This window comes from Pseudomonas sp. NY15372 (genome assembly GCF_048068215.1).
Taxonomy (GTDB): domain Bacteria; phylum Pseudomonadota; class Gammaproteobacteria; order Pseudomonadales; family Pseudomonadaceae; genus Aquipseudomonas; species Aquipseudomonas guariconensis_A.
Genome location: NZ_JBLUPY010000056.1, coordinates 1 through 15326, shown reverse-complemented (window position 1 = coordinate 15326; position 15326 = coordinate 1). Strand labels below are relative to the sequence as shown.

General features: G+C 65.6%; 12 protein-coding genes. 7 read left to right on the top strand and 5 right to left on the bottom strand.

Translation table 11 applies throughout. From position 1 onward, the window contains the following. Positions 1 to 275: 275 nt before the first annotated feature. The 3 genes from ACNFG0_RS22075 (at position 276) to ACNFG0_RS22065 (ending at position 3856) form a co-directional block, all read left to right on the top strand. On the top strand, positions 276 to 1085 hold the full coding sequence (locus ACNFG0_RS22075; protein WP_196144556.1) for a cytochrome C assembly family protein: 810 nt from the start codon (positions 276 to 278) through the stop codon (positions 1083 to 1085). A 9-nt stretch (positions 1086 to 1094) separates the two neighbouring features. After that, on the top strand, positions 1095 to 2297 hold the full coding sequence (locus tag ACNFG0_RS22070; protein WP_416766404.1) for a transporter associated domain-containing protein: 1203 nt from the start codon (positions 1095 to 1097) through the stop codon (positions 2295 to 2297). A gap of 257 nt (positions 2298 to 2554) precedes the next feature. Further along, positions 2555 to 3856 carry an MFS transporter gene (locus ACNFG0_RS22065; protein WP_196144554.1) on the top strand — a complete coding sequence of 434 codons (1302 nt, stop codon included), beginning with the start codon at positions 2555 to 2557 and terminating at the stop codon, positions 3854 to 3856. Positions 3857 to 3963: 107 nt separating this feature from the next. On the opposite strand, the gene purT is transcribed toward ACNFG0_RS22065, so the two are convergent. The 5 genes from purT to ACNFG0_RS22040 all read right to left on the bottom strand — a co-directional run bounded on the left by purT (position 3964) and on the right by ACNFG0_RS22040 (position 7367). Beyond that, positions 3964 to 5145, bottom strand: coding sequence for a formate-dependent phosphoribosylglycinamide formyltransferase (gene purT, locus ACNFG0_RS22060; protein ID WP_196144553.1), 1182 nt, complete (start codon positions 5143 to 5145; stop codon positions 3964 to 3966). Positions 5146 to 5289: 144 nt separating this feature from the next. After that, entirely contained in the window at positions 5290 to 5757 is a 468-nt protein-coding gene (locus tag ACNFG0_RS22055) for a VUT family protein (RefSeq protein ID WP_196144552.1), read from the bottom strand. Positions 5758 to 6009: 252 nt separating this feature from the next. After that, entirely contained in the window at positions 6010 to 6210 is a 201-nt protein-coding gene (locus ACNFG0_RS22050; RefSeq protein WP_196144551.1) for a DUF1289 domain-containing protein, read from the bottom strand. Then, the gene (locus ACNFG0_RS22045) at positions 6203 to 6727 is read right to left on the bottom strand and encodes a gamma carbonic anhydrase family protein (protein WP_196144550.1); all 525 of its coding nucleotides are present in this window, start codon (positions 6725 to 6727) and stop codon (positions 6203 to 6205) included. The genes ACNFG0_RS22050 and ACNFG0_RS22045 overlap by 8 nt, the downstream gene beginning before the upstream one ends. Positions 6728 to 6767: 40 nt before the next feature. After that, on the bottom strand, positions 6768 to 7367 hold the full coding sequence (locus ACNFG0_RS22040; RefSeq protein WP_196144549.1) for a CoA pyrophosphatase: 600 nt from the start codon (positions 7365 to 7367) through the stop codon (positions 6768 to 6770). 133 nt (positions 7368 to 7500) lie between these two features. Here ACNFG0_RS22040 and ACNFG0_RS22035 point away from each other — a divergent pair, with 133 nt between their 5' ends. The 4 genes from ACNFG0_RS22035 to ACNFG0_RS22020 all read left to right on the top strand — a co-directional run bounded on the left by ACNFG0_RS22035 (position 7501) and on the right by ACNFG0_RS22020 (position 15004). Beyond that, positions 7501 to 8055, top strand: coding sequence for an NUDIX hydrolase (locus ACNFG0_RS22035; RefSeq protein ID WP_196144548.1), 555 nt, complete (start codon positions 7501 to 7503; stop codon positions 8053 to 8055). 19 nt (positions 8056 to 8074) lie between these two features. Next, complete coding sequence (locus ACNFG0_RS22030) at positions 8075 to 8617, top strand: L,D-transpeptidase family protein (RefSeq protein ID WP_196155877.1); 543 nt, start codon at positions 8075 to 8077, stop codon at positions 8615 to 8617. Between the two features lie 155 nt (positions 8618 to 8772). Beyond that, positions 8773 to 10452: a ShlB/FhaC/HecB family hemolysin secretion/activation protein gene (locus tag ACNFG0_RS22025; protein ID WP_416766400.1), complete on the top strand. Its 1680-nt coding sequence runs from the start codon at positions 8773 to 8775 to the stop codon at positions 10450 to 10452. Between the two features lie 25 nt (positions 10453 to 10477). Next, positions 10478 to 15004 (top strand): hemagglutinin repeat-containing protein, encoded by a 4527-nt coding sequence (locus ACNFG0_RS22020; RefSeq protein WP_416766398.1) that lies wholly within the window; start codon positions 10478 to 10480, stop codon positions 15002 to 15004. Positions 15005 to 15326: the final 322 nt, after the last annotated feature.

Sequence of the window (15326 nt, the reverse complement as noted above, 5' to 3'; positions counted from 1 at the left end):
GTGCAGGGTGATTACCCACACCGGGATGCGATCTGGCTTTGGGTAAAGGGTTGTCTTCATCGCCGGCAAGCCGGCTCCCACAGGGTGTGGTTGGCGCTGCACCAGTGGGAGTCGGCTTGCCCACAACCATAGAATCTCCCACAGGTATGGCGGTGTCTCTGAAAACAGCGCAGGACAGGTGGACGCCGGCGTACCGGCGATGGGCCTGCCGGTCTTCCTTGGCAGCGGCGATCTATGCCACACTCCGTCTCTTTAAGGCTCGCCAACCAGGACTTATGGTCTCCTCTCCCAGCCTCATCCCCAACCTGATCGCCGCCGGCCTTTATATAGCTGCAGCGATCTACCAGGGTGCCTACCTCGCCCAGGGCCGCAAGGTCGACAAACGCCTGCTCGGCCTGCTCGGCGCCTTTGCCGTGCTTGCCCAGGGCGGCGCCCTGTTCTTCCAGTTGATCACCCCCCTGGGCCTGAGCCTGGACTTCTTCAGCGCCGCCAGCCTGATCGCCGTGGCAGTGATCGGCCTGACCCTGCTGGCCTGCCTGCGCATTCCGGTGGAAAACCTGCTGATGCTGTTGTTCCCGCTCGGCGCCATCACTGCCCTGCTGGCCCAGTTCGCACCGCCCGGCACCGTACCGCTGGTCAACGAGGAACCCGGGATCCTGGCGCATATACTGCTGTCGATCCTGGCCTATGGCCTGTTCACCATCGCCGTGTTCCAGGCCCTGTTGCTGTTGCTGCAGGACCACCAGCTCAAGCACAAGCACCCCTCAGGGCTGATCCGCAACTTCCCGCCCCTGCAAACCATGGAGAGCCTGCTGTTCGGCTTCCTCTGGGCGGGCTGGGGCCTGCTCTCGCTGTCGCTGCTTTCCGGCTGGCTGTTCCTGGAAAACCTGTTCGCCCAGCACCTGGTGCACAAGACCTTGCTGTCCTGCATCGCCTGGGTGGTGTTCGGCTTGTTGCTGTGGGGGCGCACCCGCCTAGGCTGGCGCGGCCACAAGGCGATCCGCTGGACGCTCGCCGGTTTCTGCCTGCTGATGCTGGCCTATTTCGGCAGCAAGCTGGTACGTGAATTCATCCTGCATATCTGACGGCCGCCCATGGACACCCTGCCGTACGCTCCGCTACTCGGCACCTTGGCACTGGCGCTGCTCTGGGCGGCGCTGTTCACCGCAGTAGACGCGGCCCGCCAACTGCTCAATGGCCACCAGCGCCCCGCTGAAACTGCCGAACCGGCCCTGCCCGCCCAAGCCGTGGTGCTGTGCGCGAGCCTGGGCAAGTTGCTGGTGCTGGGCCTGGCCTGCCTGGCTGGCCAACGCTACAACGGTGAGCACGGCTTCTGGCTGGCAGGCCTGGCAGCCACCTTCACCTTGCTGATCCTGGCCGAATACCTGCCGCGGCGTATGGCCCGGCGCAACCCGCAGGCCTTCGTCGCCCTCGGCGCCTTGCTGCGCTGGCCGCTGGTGGTATTGCAACCGCTGGCCTGCCTGCTCGATGGCTGCGCCAAGCTGCTCCTGCGGCCGTTTCGCATCCAGCCCACGGCGCTGGCCCTGCACCCGGAGGAACACGACGACTTCGACGACGCCGAACCCTTCGAGGCACCACGCGCGGGCCTGCTGGACGGCCTGCAATCGCTGGACAAGATCACCGTCAACGACATTCTGGTGCCGCGCAACGAAGTGGACGGCATCAACCTGGACGAGCCGATCGAGCAGATCATCGAGCAGCTGATCGTCAGCCGCCATACCCGCCTGCCGGTCTACCACAGCGACATCAACCAGGTCGAAGCCATCCTCAACACTAAGCAGATCAGCCACCTGCTGCCCCGTGCCGAACTGACCCGCGAGGCGTTGCGGGCCGCCTGCTACGAACCCTATTTCGTTCCCGAAAGCACGCCGCTGCAGATGCAGCTGCTGAACTTCCACAAGCAGCAACGGCGCCTGGGCGTGGTGGTCGACGAATATGGCGAAGTGCTGGGGATCGTCACCTTGGAGGACATCCTCGAGGAAATCGTCGGCGAGTTCGAAGATGAACAGTCCCTCGACAACCCTCACGTCCACCCGCTGGACGATGGCCGCTACGTGATCGAAGGCACCGCTTCGCTGCGCGAGATCAACCGCAGCCTCGGCTGGCACCTGCCCTGCGACGGCGGCCCGAAGACCCTCAACGGCCTGGTCACCGAAGCCCTGGAAAGCATTCCGGAAAGCGCCGTTTGCCTGAAGATCGGTCGCTATCGCCTGGAAATCCTCGAAACAGAGGACAATTGCGCCAGCAAGGTACTGGTATGGACCGTGACCCGGTAGCTATACTCGGGTCACGCTTACCCAGCCCTGCCGTCCCGCCCGCTACCCGCACCCGGCGTCCGACGGCCAGTCCGCCTCACTGACACGCCCCGCGGTCCTGCTTCACCACCCAGAACAGCCCGCTCCCCTCCTATCCCCTGGGCTATCGTCAGTTGGGCGACTCACTACTGTTCGCTCCGGCGCCCACGCGCCCCTGCCTGCCTGGCAAGGGTTCGGGCCGCCCACAAAGGAGCACTCGACTGTCAGGGACCTACATAATGACAACCAGCAGCACCTATGCCGACACCCCGGCAGCCCCGGTCAACTCGCCTGCGCGGGTGGCAACAGCCAGCTTCATCGGCACCGCCATCGAATTCTACGATTTCTACGTCTATGCCACCGCCGCCGCCCTGGTGATCGGCCCGGTGTTCTTCCCGTCGGGCTCGGGCACCGCGCAGATGCTCGCGGCCTTCATCACCTTCGGCATCGCCTTCCTAGCGCGCCCGCTGGGCTCGGCGCTGTTCGGCCACTTCGGCGACCGTATCGGGCGCAAGTCGACCCTGGTCGCCTCGCTGTTGCTGATGGGCGTCTCCACCACGCTGATCGGCGTATTGCCAGGCTATGACAGCATCGGTATCTGGGCACCGGTACTGCTCTGCCTGCTGCGCTTCGGCCAAGGCCTGGGGCTGGGCGGCGAATGGGGTGGCGCGGCGCTGCTGGCCACCGAGAATGCGCCCGAAGGCAAGCGGGCCTGGTTCGGCATGTTCCCGCAATTGGGCCCTTCGATCGGCTTCCTGGCCGCCAACGGCCTGTTCCTGGGCTTGGCCTTGGTGCTCAGCGACGAGCAGTTCCGCGAATGGGGCTGGCGCATTCCGTTCCTGCTCAGCGCCGCGCTGGTGGTGGTGGGCCTGTATGTGCGTTTGAAGCTCGAGGAGAGCCCGGTGTTCGCCAAAGCCGTGGCACGCCATGAGCGGGTGAAACTGCCGGTGGTCGACCTGTTCGCCAAGTACTGGCTGCCGACCTTGCTGGGTGCCCTGGCGATGGTGGTGTGCTATGCGCTGTTCTATATCTCCACGGTGTTTTCCCTGAGCTACGGGGTCTCGACCCTGGGCTACACCCGCCAGAGCTTCCTGGGCATGCTGTGCTTCGCCGTGGTCTTCATGGCCCTGGCCACGCCATTGTCGGCCTGGTTGAGCGACCGCTACGGGCGCAAGCCGGTGCTGATCGTCGGCGCCCTGCTGGCCGTGGCGTCTGGGTTCACCATGGAGCCGCTGCTGACCTCCGGCTCGACCACGGGCGTGGCACTGTTCCTGGCCATCGAGCTGTTCCTGATGGGCGTGACCTTCGCCCCGATGGGTGCCTTGCTGCCTGAACTGTTCCCGACCCATGTGCGCTATACCGGCGCTTCGGCGGCCTACAACCTGGGCGGCATCGTCGGCGCCTCGGCGGCACCATTCTTCGCCCAGAAGCTGGTGACCCTGGGTGGGTTGAGCTGGGTGGGCGGCTATGTGTCGGCAGCGGCCGTGATCAGCCTGATTGCCGTGTTGTGTTTGAAAGAGACCCGCAACGCAAAACTTTGAAAGGCGGGGGCCGCGTTGCGGCCCCTTCGCGGCGCAAGGCCGCTCCTACAAAGGTTGTGGGAGATCACCCAGCCCTTCGGGCTGCGCTACCGCACAGACCTTGGCCATCAGAACTCGACCTTGACCGCCTGCGACGCGCGGGTGGCCTTGGCCCGGGCCGCCTCGATCGACTCGTCACGAGCCAGGCACACGCCCATGCGACGCTGGCCGTCGATTTCCGGTTTGCCGAACAGACGGATCGCGGTATCCGGCTCGCTCAACGCTGCGCCCAGGTTGGCGAACGAGGTCTGCTGCGATTTGCCTTGCGGCAGGATCACCGCCGAGGCCGACGGGCCGAACTGGCGTACCACCGGAATCGGCAAACCGAGGATGGCGCGAGCATGCAGGGCGAACTGCGACAGGTCCTGGGATATCAGAGTCACCAGGCCCGTGTCGTGCGGGCGCGGCGAGACCTCGCTGAACCACACCTGGTCGCCCTTGACGAACAATTCCACGCCGAACAGGCCGCGCCCGCCCAAGGCATCGGTGACCGCCTGGGCGACCCGCTGGGATTCGGCCAGAGCCTTCGGGCTCATGGCCTGGGGCTGCCAGGACTCCTGGTAGTCGCCCTTCTCCTGGCGGTGCCCTACCGGCGCCAGGAAGGTGGTGCCGCCCACGTGGCGCACGGTGAGCAAGGTGATTTCGTACTCGAAATCGATGAAGCCTTCGATGATCACCCGGCCCTTGCCAGCACGGCCACCCTCCTGGGCATAGTCCCAAGCCTTCTGCAGGTCGGCCTCGCTGCGCAGCAGGCTCTGCCCCTTGCCCGAGGAGCTCATCACCGGCTTGACTACGCACGGGTAGCCCAGGTCGGCGACTGCCTTGGCGTAGTCTTCGAAGGTATCGGCAAAGTGGTAGGGCGAGGTCGGCAGGTCCAGTTCCTCGGCCGCCAGGCGGCGGATGCCCTCACGGTTCATGGTCAGTTGCGTGGCGCGGGCGGTGGGGACCACGTTGAAGCCTTCATTCTCCAGCTCCACCAGGGTCGCGGTGGCGATGGCCTCGATTTCCGGCACGATGTAGTGCGGTTTTTCAGCCTCGATCACCGCACGCAGGGCAACGCCATCGAGCATGTTGATGACATGGCTGCGGTGCGCAACCTGCATGGCCGGGGCATTGGCGTAGCGGTCCACGGCAATCACTTCGACACCCAGGCGCTGCAGCTCGATCACCACTTCCTTGCCCAGCTCGCCGCAGCCACACAGCAGTACACGGGTCGCGGTGGGCGACAATGGGGTTCCGATACGGGTCATTTCAGGTCCTCGAAGGCGTCGGGGCCGCGCCACGCTGGCTGCCGCCCGCTGAAAAAGGACCGGTATTCTACACCTGGCAACGCGCGTTGGGGCCGTTGCAGGAGCGGCCTTGTGTCGCCAGAGAAGCGCGCAGCGCTCCCTGCCTCAGCCCGCGACGGCCGTGCGGCGTGCCCGCCAGGCCATGGCCAGCCACACCGCAGTGACGCCGGCGAACTTCGAAGCCAGCGCCGTACCGATCACCGCAGGTGTCAGGGCGCCGATCATGCCGAAGAAAATGAAAGTGTCCACCGGGATGCTCAGCGCCGAGCTCAGCCACAGGCGGTCGCGCAGCGGCCGGCGGGTAACGCTGAACACCAGCCAGTCGATCAGCTCGGAAATGAAGAACGCGGTGGCGCTGGCCAGGGCGATGGCCGGTTCCGAGGTGACGTAGGACAGCACCAGGGCCGCCAGCATGGCCAGTAGCGCGCCATGCCCATAGCGGGTCTGCACCATGTCACGCAGGATGAACACCAGCCCGCCCCAGGCGGACCAGATGACATCCAGGTGCGGCGCACTGGAGAAGGCGTAGTTGATCAGCACTACGCTGCTGATGTAAGCGATGAGATAGAACATGGGATCACGCGTTGGACAAGCGGCACAGAATACTTGATTTCAAGGTCAACTGCAGCCCCTGCCTGCGCCCGACCCATCGCGGGACAAGCCCGCTCCCACAGGTCCCGAACGACCTCCTGGCATGCATCGTACCTGTGGGAGATCACCCAGCCCTTCCGGGCTGCGCTGTCGCGCAAAGAACAAGCGGCTAGCGCTGGTCCCCCTGTGGGAGCGGGCTTGTCCCGCGATTGGACCGCATGAACACCACGGCCCTCAGATGACCAACCCAGCCGCCACCGCCCGCTCATGGCACAGCACCAGCACCTGCCGGCGCTCCTGGTTGTCCATGCGCGACCAGCGGGTGATCTCGGCCACCGTACGCTGGCACCCTACACAGATATCCTGTTCATCCAGGGCGCAGACATTCACGCAGGGCGAGGCGACCGGCCGTTCACGATCAGCCACGTCAGTCATCCTGCGGCGCCAAGTCACGGGCATAGCGTTCGGCGTTCTGCACGTAGTGCGCGGCGCTGGCTTCTAGCATGCGCTTTTGCGCCTCGGTCAGCTCGCGTACCACCTTGCCCGGCGAACCCATCACCAGCGAGCCGTCAGGGATCTCCTTGCCCTCCGGGATCAGCGCGTTGGCGCCGATGATGCAGTGCTTGCCGATGCGCGCCCCGTTGAGGATCACCGCGTTGATGCCGACCAGGCTGTGGTCGCCCACCGTGCAGCCATGGAGCATGGCGTTATGGCCGATGGTCACGCCCTTGCCGAGCGTCAGCGGCGAGCCCATGTCGGTATGCATCACTGTGCCATCCTGGACATTGCTGCCTTCGCCGATATCGATCAGCTCGTTGTCGCCGCGCAGCACCGCACCGAACCAGACGCTGGCCCCGGCCTGCAGGCGCACCTTGCCGATCAGCGTGGCATTGGGCGCTGCCCAGCTGCTGGGATGGGTCTCGACCCGCAGGTCGCCCAGGCGGTATTTCATGTCTCGCTCCTCACGGTTGAAGCTGTCGGGGGATGCCCACTCAGATCGGGGTATAGCGCTCTGGGGGATGATGCAGGTCGATGCCGGCATCGAACAGCACGTTGACCAACTCGACGATCATGATCGCCGACAGCCCCCAGATCTTGTATTCGCCATAACGGTAGGCCGGTACATACCAGCTGCGGCCCTGGTAATCGATGCGGTGGGTGTGATCGCGCGGGTCCTGGCGGAAAAACGCCAGCGGCACCGTGAACACGGCCGCGATCTCCGCGTCGTTGGCGCGGTACTCGACGAAATCCGGAACCACGCCGACGAACGGCGTCACCTTCAGGCCATGCAGGGAGATCAGCGGGCTGAGGGGGCCGACCACCTCCACCAGACCAGGCGGCAGGCCGATTTCCTCCTCGGCCTCGCGCAGCGCGGTGAACACCAGGTCCGGGTCTTCCGGGTCGCGCCGCCCGCCGGGGAAGGCCACTTCGCCACCGTGGGTGGAAAGGCCCTTGGCCCGCAGGGTCAGCACCAGTTCGGGCTCTTCGCTACGGGTGATGGGCAAGAGGACCGCCGCCTCGGGGAAACGTCGGTCCGTTTCCAGTGATGCGGGGGTATGGTTGCTCATGCGGCGAAGAAGCTCATCCAGCATTACACACTCTCGATTGCAAGGCCTGCCCTGCATGATGCACCAAAGCCGCAACGCACCCAAGCCCTGCCCGATGGCGGCTTGCGGTCACGGTGGTGGGCACGCCAAGATAGCCGTACCTCAAAGGAAGAAAAGCATGAAATTCTGCAGCGCGTGCGGCCAGCCAGTGATACAGCGCATTCCCGAGGGCGACAGCCGCCCCCGCTATGTCTGCGACCATTGCCAGACCATCCATTACCAGAACCCCAATATCGTTGCCGGCGTACTGCCCACCCATGGCACCCAGGTGCTGCTGTGTCGCCGTGCGATCGAGCCGCGCCGTGGCTTCTGGACCCTGCCCGCCGGTTTCATGGAGAACGGCGAGACCCTCGAGCAAGCCGCCCGTCGCGAAACCGTGGAGGAAGCCTGCGCCCGGGTCGGGCACATGAGCCTGTACCAGTTGTTCGACCTGCCGCACATCGACCAGGTGCATGTGTTCTTCCGCGCCGAGCTGGCCGACCTGGATTTCGCCGTCGGTATCGAGAGCCTGGAAGTGCGCTTGTTCGAAGAACATGAAATTCCCTGGGACGAGCTGGCTTTCCGCACCGTGACACGCACACTAGAATGCTATTATCGCGACCGCATCGGGCAGTCCTACCCGGTAGGCCATGAGTACCTGCCCCCGATGAATGTCTCGTCGTCCATCACCTAGTTTTCAGGGATACGGTTTCATGCGCTGGTTGCTCGCCCTTTTCTGCCTTTGCGTTACGTCGGTGTCCCAGGCGGCCTTCACCGAGACCATCATCCGCAAGCCGCAGGACGCCGCGCAGTCCCCGGTCGCCAGCCAACCGTTGGTCGACAAGGTACTGGTGCTCAAGTCCGAGCGCCGCCTGCAACTGATCAGCCGCGGCGAGCCGCTCAAGACCTACCGTATCTCCCTGGGCAAACAACCCAAGGGCACCAAGGAACGCGAGGGCGACAATCGCACCCCCGAAGGCCTCTACTGGCTGGACTGGCGCAAGGTCAGCGACCGTTTCAACCTGGCCATGCATATCTCCTACCCCAATATCAGCGATGCCGCCCGCGCCCGCCGTGAAGGCGTCAACCCAGGCGGCATGATCATGATCCACGGGACGCCCATCGACGAGAACTACCCGGAGTGGTACTTCCACACCCTGGATTGGACCGAAGGCTGTATCGCCATGCGCAACGCGGACATGCAGGAAGTCTGGAGCATGGTGAAGGACGGGACCTTGATCGAGATTCGTCCCTGATTCCTACATGACATCGTTTCTGTAAGACGCTTCGTACATTCGATCCGCTCCCAGCCGACAGGCCTATGGGCACGGGACCGCATCCAAGCAATGGGGTGCATTTTTAGAATTCACGCAATCGGGTACTTCCCGTACCCACCTTGCGGAATTCCCCCATGCCGACCCTCCTGTTGCGTATTGCCAGCTGGTTATCCGTCGGGCTGCCCCTGGCCTGCCTGGCCGCGCTGCCCGCCCAGGCAACCGACCCAGCCAGCGAGCAGCTACGCGACCAGCAGCGCACGCTGCGCCAGTTGGAACAACAACAACGCCTGGAGCAATGGCAGCGTCGTCCAGCGCCCAGAACGGCTAGGGAGCCGACCCTCGATGAACGCCCCGCCGGTCGCTGCTGGGCAATTCCCGGCCTGCGCCTGCGCGGCAACCGGCAGGTGCCGACCGCGGCATTGGACCGGGCCTTGCGACCCCTACTGGCGCCCTGCCTGGATGTGGCCGGCATCAATCGGCTGCTCAAGGCCATCACCGAACGCTACATAGAGGCTGGCTACCCCGCCAGCCGCCCCTACCTGGCCCTGCAGCCCCAGGCCGGCCAGCCTCTGGATATCGTCATCGTCGAAGGCTTCGTCGAGTCGATCGAACTGCCCGATGCCGACCTGCCGCTTTCCCTGCAAGGGGCCTTTCCCGGCTTGCTCGGCAAACCCTTGTACCTGCCTGACCTGGAACAGGGGCTGGACCAACTCAACCGCCTGCGTGCCTATGACCTGGGCGCAGACCTGCTGCCTGGGGAGCTGCAGGGCGGCACGCGGGTGATCATCCAGCCGCGCCAGGTCGGCTCGCGCTGGCATTTGGACAGCCGCCTGGACAATCGCGGCAGCGAGCTGACCGGCCGCCACCGTCTGAACCTGGGCGTGGGGCTGGACAGCCCGCTGGGCCTGAACGATGACCTGCGCCTGGCCCTGGTCTCGGCCGTTTTCGACGCCCCGGGGCAGAGCCAGGGCGCCAGCCTGTACTACGCCCTGCCCTATGGCCCATGGACATTGGCCCTGAACGCCAGCTGGATGCGCTACAAGGCCCCGCTGCCCAACGGGCGGCAGGTCAGCAGCGGCACCAGCAGTCTCCAGGGCGTGAGCTTGGAGCGCCTGCTGTGGCGCAACCAGCAAGGCCTGCTGAGCACGGTTGCCCGCCTGGACAGAAAGGCCCTGGTCAATCGCATCGACGGCGCCACGACCCTCCAGCAAAGTCCGACACTCGCCACCCTGGAAGCCGGGCTCAACCTGCTATGGCTCGACGGCGGCCTGTGGAACGCCTACCTGGGCGTCGCCCAGAGCCTGGACTGGTTCGGTGCCGAACACCCTGTCCAGGTCCCTGGGCTGCCTGCACGGGCACACTTTCGCAAGTACCGCGCCAACGTCCTGCACCTGCGCCAGGGCCCTGCGCAGTGGCCCTGGCGCTGGCAAGGCGAGCTGAACCTGCAATACAGCCGCGAAGCGTTGCCGGCCGTCGAACAACTGTTGCTCAGCGACGACTCCGCCGTGCGCGGTTGGCGCCAGGGCACCGTGGCCGGCACCAGCGGTGCGGTATGGCGCAATACCTTCAGCCAACCCCTGCCCATCTCCGCGCCTCTGGAAGTCCGACCACAGCTTGGCCTGGACCTGGGCTGGACGCGCTTCAACCGCAACGCTCCGTCCCAACGCATCGCAGGGGCCTCCCTGGGCCTGGAACTGGTGCGCCCAGGCAACCGCCTGCGCCTCGACTACCAACGCGCCCTGTATGCCAGCGACCGCAACCGGCAGTCGCTGGAGCCCGGCATCTGGGTCCTGGAATGGGCCCTGAGCATCTGATCACCCACAACAAAGAGAACAAAACGTGACGACCTGCATCCAAGTTAGATCCAAACGCCCGGATACCTTGCGCTGGGCTATCTTCATCGCCCTGCTGGCCTCGTCGGCCGCTCTGGCGGGGCCTGCTCTGCAACCGGCCGCAGGGCCTGGCGGCACTCCTGTGGTCAACAATGGCCATGGCGTGCCGGTGATCGACATCGTCGCCCCGAATGCCAAGGGCCTGTCGCACAACCAATTCCTCGACTACAACGTCGGCAAGCCCGGTGTCGTGCTGAACAACGCCTTGCAACCCGGCCAGTCGCAACTGGCCGGCGCCCTGGCCGCGAACCCGCAGTTCCAGGGCCAAGCCGCCTCGACCATCCTCAACGAAGTGATCAGCCGCAACGCATCGCTGATCGAAGGCCCACAGGAGATCTTCGGTCGCCCGGCCGACTACATCCTGGCCAACCCCAATGGCATTACCCTCAATGGCGGCAGCTTCATCAACACGACCCGCGCCGGGTTCGTGGTCGGCACCCCGCTGGTCGAGGAACAGCAACTGCGCTTGATCGACACCTTGCAGGCCAGTGGTAGCTTGCAGGTTGCCGCCGGCGGGCAGGCCAACAGCGAAGGCGCACTAGACCTGGTCGCCCCACGCATCGACAGTCAGGGCCCGCTGACCGCTGCAGGCGACCTCACGCTCATTGCCGGGCGCAACCGCATCGATGCCGGTACAGGCGATGTACTCGAGCACCAGCCGGGCGTCCCGGCCAGCATCGATGCCAACCTGTTCGGCGCCATGCGTGCCAGGCGCATCCGTGTGGTCAGCACCGCCGAAGGCGCCGGCGTGCGCATGGGGCCGACGCAGGTTTCGGCGCAGCGCGGCATCAGTATCCGGTCGGCCGGTGACCTGGCCATCAGCGGCACCGGCAGCGAGCGCGCCAGCCTGCAGAGCGCCCAGGGCGAGCTGTCGCTGGCGGCGGCCGATGACCTGACCTTGACCGCCGTCGAAGGCAAGGCCAGGCGAATCGACATCAAGGCCGGCAACACGCTCACTCTCGACGCTCAAGCCCGGCAGGACATCCAGCGTGACCGTGAGCAATGGAACAGCAAGGCCTGGTTCGTCACCACCGAGACCTACGACCGCACCCGGACCACCACCACCCACAAGCAACAAGGCACGCAACTGCAAGCCGGCGACATTGCGCTGAGCGCCGACGGCTACATGCGCCTGCGCGCCGCCAAGCTGGACAGTGCCGGCGAGCTCAGGCTCGACAGCGCTGGTGCGCTGGGTATCGAAGCGGGTATCGATAGCCTGCGGGTCGAGGAACAGATCCGCCATCGCAAGAACCTCTGGCGTGGCGACCGCGACTCCGACCAGACCAAGGAAACAGCGCAGGCCAGCGTGCTCCGAGGCCAGCGCCTGGTGGTCGATGCCGGTGGCGACCTCACGGTCACGGGCAGCCGCCTGGAAAGCACTGGCGACATGCAATTGAAAGGCAAGCAGGTAACCGTGACGACAACCACCCTCGAGGAGATCGGCAACCAGCGCGACTATCGCGGCGACCTGGTCTCCGGCACCTTCTTCGGCAATCGCGACGGCAATGATCGCCAGGGCCAGGCCGTGGCCGGCAGCGACCTCGATGCCAAGGGCAACCTGAGCGTGATCGCCGAACAGGTCACGATCAAGGGCAGCAACCTGGCCAGCCAGGGTGACTCGGTGCTGTATAGCGAGAAAGGCCTGCTGAGCATCGAGGCCGATCGCAGCACCCTGTCCACTGCCGAGCACGAAAGCGACAGCAAGCTTTTCGGCCTGATCGGCACCCAGCAGACACGCAACAGCCGCCAGGAGCAGTTGCTGGTCAGCGACGTGACCGCCAGCAGCGACCTGCGCCTGGCCAGCGCCGAAGAGATGCGTATCCAGGGCGCCAAGCTCGGCGCAGGCGGGAAGTTGCAGGTCGAGGCCAAGGGCGACCTGCTGGTCGACAGCGCACAGGCCGACAAGCAGACCGAGACCCTGCGCCAGACGCGCGGGCTCAGCGCCAGCGCCAGGCAGACCCAGCAAGCCCAGGACGGCAAGCCGGACTCGCGCCAGTTCGAGGCCAGCCTGGGATACCGGGTGACCAACAGCCGGCGCCAGGAGCGAGAAACCACCCAAGTGTCCAGCGAACTCAAGGGCGCCACGGTCGAGCTCACCAGTGGCGGGCATCTGCAGGTCAACGGCTCCAAGGTCCAGGCCAGCGCTGGCGACCTCACTGTGCAGGCTGCGCGAACCACCCTGGGGGCGACCCACGACAGCCGTGAATCAGACAGCGAGCAAACCCGCATCGAAGGCGCACTGGCGGTGACGGGCGGGATCGACAGGCTCGGCAGTGCCTTCACCGGCCAGCACCAGCAGAGCACCGCCCGCGAAGCCACCCGCAACGCGGTGCGCAGCGAACTGCTGGCCACGGGTGATATCCAGCTCGCCACCGGCAACCTCCTTACCCAGGCCGCTCGCGTGCAGGCCGGCGGCGCCCTGGGTGTGCAGGCCGAACGAATCGACAACCAGGCCGTCGAGAACGTCGACGAACGCGAGCAGGGCACACGCAACTGGCGCGCCAGCCTAGGGGCCAGCCTGGAATACCGCGACATCAGCCGACCGATCGAGCGCTTGGTCGAGGGTGAGGAAGCCGCTCGTTTCCAGCAGGCATCGGTGGAAGACGCCCTGACCGCACCCAGCCTCGGCGCCGATGTGACCGTGGACCATCTCCTACGCCTGGAAAACCAGCGCCGGGGCTATGCCCAGGCCAGTGAGCTGTCCGGCGCCTCGGTCACGGTCAGGGCCAAGGACATCAATGACCAGGGCACCCAATGGCGCGCCGATGAAGGCACTTTGACGCTGCAGGCCGAGCGCCACCAGATGCTCGCCGCCACCGATACCACGCAAACCGATATAAAACGCCGGGACGTAGGCGGCGACGTGCGTGTCGATACCAGCACCGGCCAGGACATCAACGCCCGGGTCGCGGGCAAGGGTGGCTCGCTGGAAACACAAGACAGGACCACCACGGCACGCCCCGGCACGCTGTACGGCCAACGTGGCATCCAGGTGCAACTCGGCAGCGATGGCCGCTACGAAGGCACGCATATCGACGGCGGGGAAGGCGACGTATCGCTGTACAGCGACGGCACCTTGACCCTGGCCCAGGCCACCGACAGCACCAGCCAAATGACCGAGAGCCTGGCCGGCACTGGTTGGGCCAAAGGCGGCAACCGTCCTGGCAGCACCGGCATCGACGGCCGTGGCTACCTGGACAAGGACCGACAGCAACGCCTGGACACCAAGGCCCAAGTCGCACAGGTCGACGCCAAGGGCGATGTCAGCCTCAGCAGCGGCGGCGACCTGCTGATCGAAGGCACCCGCATCGGCAGCCGCGAGACGCCCGTGGCCAATGTGCGCCTGGACAGTGGTGGCCTGCTGCAGATCGAGGCCGCGCGTGATACCCACCAGGCCAGCGGTGCGAAGCTCGGCGACGGGCTGGAGCTGGCGGCCAAGACCGGTACCAGCAAGGGTGGCGGCATCGGCGGTCATTTCACCCATGGCTCGCTGGACGAACGCAGCGACCAAGCCGTTGATGCGCGTATCACCAGTGCCGGCACCCTCTCCTTGAGCAGCCGCGCACGAGAAGCAATAGCCCTGCGTGCTCAGGGCCTTCAGGCATCTGCGGCACGGATCGACGTGCAGACATTCAATGGCGGCCTGTTGCTCGAGGGATCCGGCAACCGTGACTACCGCAACAACCTCGACATCACCGCAGGGGCCGGCATAAGCCTGAGCCAGGGCGAACTCGACAGCCGCGCCCTGCACGGCAGGGTCCGAGTCGACCTCGACAAACGAGACAACCAGACTTGGAATGCCAATACCTGGCGTGCCGACCGCATCAACCTGCTGAGCCAGGGTGATGCCCGTCTCGAAGGCACCAGCCTGGAGGCCCAACGCATCCAGGGTGATATCGGCGGCGACCTGCTGGTAGCCAGCCGCAAGGACCGGGTCGATACCCTGACCGTGGCGGGCGATGCGCGCCTTAGCCAGGAGAAGAATCCCCAGGGCTATACCAACGCCGCCAAGGCCCTGGCTGGGCCTGCGAGCGGCAAGATCGGCGAGAAGACCAGCGCGGCGCTGGGCAAGGCCGAGCCGGGCCTGTCGCCGACGTTCAAGCTCGAGGTGTCCCACCAGCAACGTGACACCGTGGCTCATCAGGCCACCCTCAAAGGTCGCGAGGGCATCGACGTGAAAGTGGATGGCGATGCGCGCCTGGTGGGCGCCCGCCTGCAGTCAGCCAACGGCCCGGTCGACCTGCAGGCGGCGTCAGTCACGCGCGAAACGCTGACCGGTACCGATTATCGACGGGATGTATCGGTCGATGCGTCGAATTCACCCGTCGACCTCGGCACCGCAATCGCCGAACTGGCCAAGGGCAAGGGGGCGGCCGACGGCGAGAACCCGTTGGACCTGGGGCTGTTGCGTACCAGTGGATATAGCCGCAGCGAACAGTGGGTTTCGGAGGTTCGGCAGAACGGGGATCGTTGAGGGCGTGTTCGAGATGGGCGCCGCCTGGGACTGGGTCGGGCCCGATATCATCGTCGCCTGGCAAGGGCTTCGCCCTTGATCGCGGGACAAGCCCGCTCCCACAAAGGACCTGCAAACTCAAATAGTTATGCGTTGTTCTATGAGAGCGGGCTTGTCCCGCGATTGCCCCATCGCCGGCAAGCCAACTTGTATGGTGATACTTGAAGGGGTGGTGGGAGCGGGCTTGCCCCGCGATTGGGCCGGGCCCGCTATCACCGCCGCCAAGCAAGGGCTTCGCCCTTGATCGCGGGACAAGCCCGCTCCCACAGGGTGTGGTTGGCGA

What these genes read in the sequence shown, in the direction of transcription:
- ACNFG0_RS22040 (WP_196144549.1), bottom strand. Translation starts at nt 7,367, where the DNA reads ATGCTGGATGAGCTTCTTCGCCGCATGAGCAACCATACCCCCGCATCA.
- ACNFG0_RS22075 (WP_196144556.1), top strand. Translation starts at nt 276, where the DNA reads ATGGTCTCCTCTCCCAGCCTCATCCCCAACCTGATCGCCGCCGGCCTT.
- ACNFG0_RS22045 (WP_196144550.1), bottom strand. Translation starts at nt 6,727, where the DNA reads ATGAAATACCGCCTGGGCGACCTGCGGGTCGAGACCCATCCCAGCAGC.
- ACNFG0_RS22035 (WP_196144548.1), top strand. Translation starts at nt 7,501, where the DNA reads ATGAAATTCTGCAGCGCGTGCGGCCAGCCAGTGATACAGCGCATTCCC.
- ACNFG0_RS22030 (WP_196155877.1), top strand. Translation starts at nt 8,075, where the DNA reads ATGCGCTGGTTGCTCGCCCTTTTCTGCCTTTGCGTTACGTCGGTGTCC.
- ACNFG0_RS22050 (WP_196144551.1), bottom strand. Translation starts at nt 6,210, where the DNA reads ATGACTGACGTGGCTGATCGTGAACGGCCGGTCGCCTCGCCCTGCGTG.
- ACNFG0_RS22065 (WP_196144554.1), top strand. Translation starts at nt 2,555, where the DNA reads ATGACAACCAGCAGCACCTATGCCGACACCCCGGCAGCCCCGGTCAAC.
- ACNFG0_RS22025 (WP_416766400.1), top strand. Translation starts at nt 8,773, where the DNA reads ATGCCGACCCTCCTGTTGCGTATTGCCAGCTGGTTATCCGTCGGGCTG.
- purT (WP_196144553.1), bottom strand. Translation starts at nt 5,145, where the DNA reads ATGACCCGTATCGGAACCCCATTGTCGCCCACCGCGACCCGTGTACTG.
- ACNFG0_RS22070 (WP_416766404.1), top strand. Translation starts at nt 1,095, where the DNA reads ATGGACACCCTGCCGTACGCTCCGCTACTCGGCACCTTGGCACTGGCG.
- ACNFG0_RS22055 (WP_196144552.1), bottom strand. Translation starts at nt 5,757, where the DNA reads ATGTTCTATCTCATCGCTTACATCAGCAGCGTAGTGCTGATCAACTAC.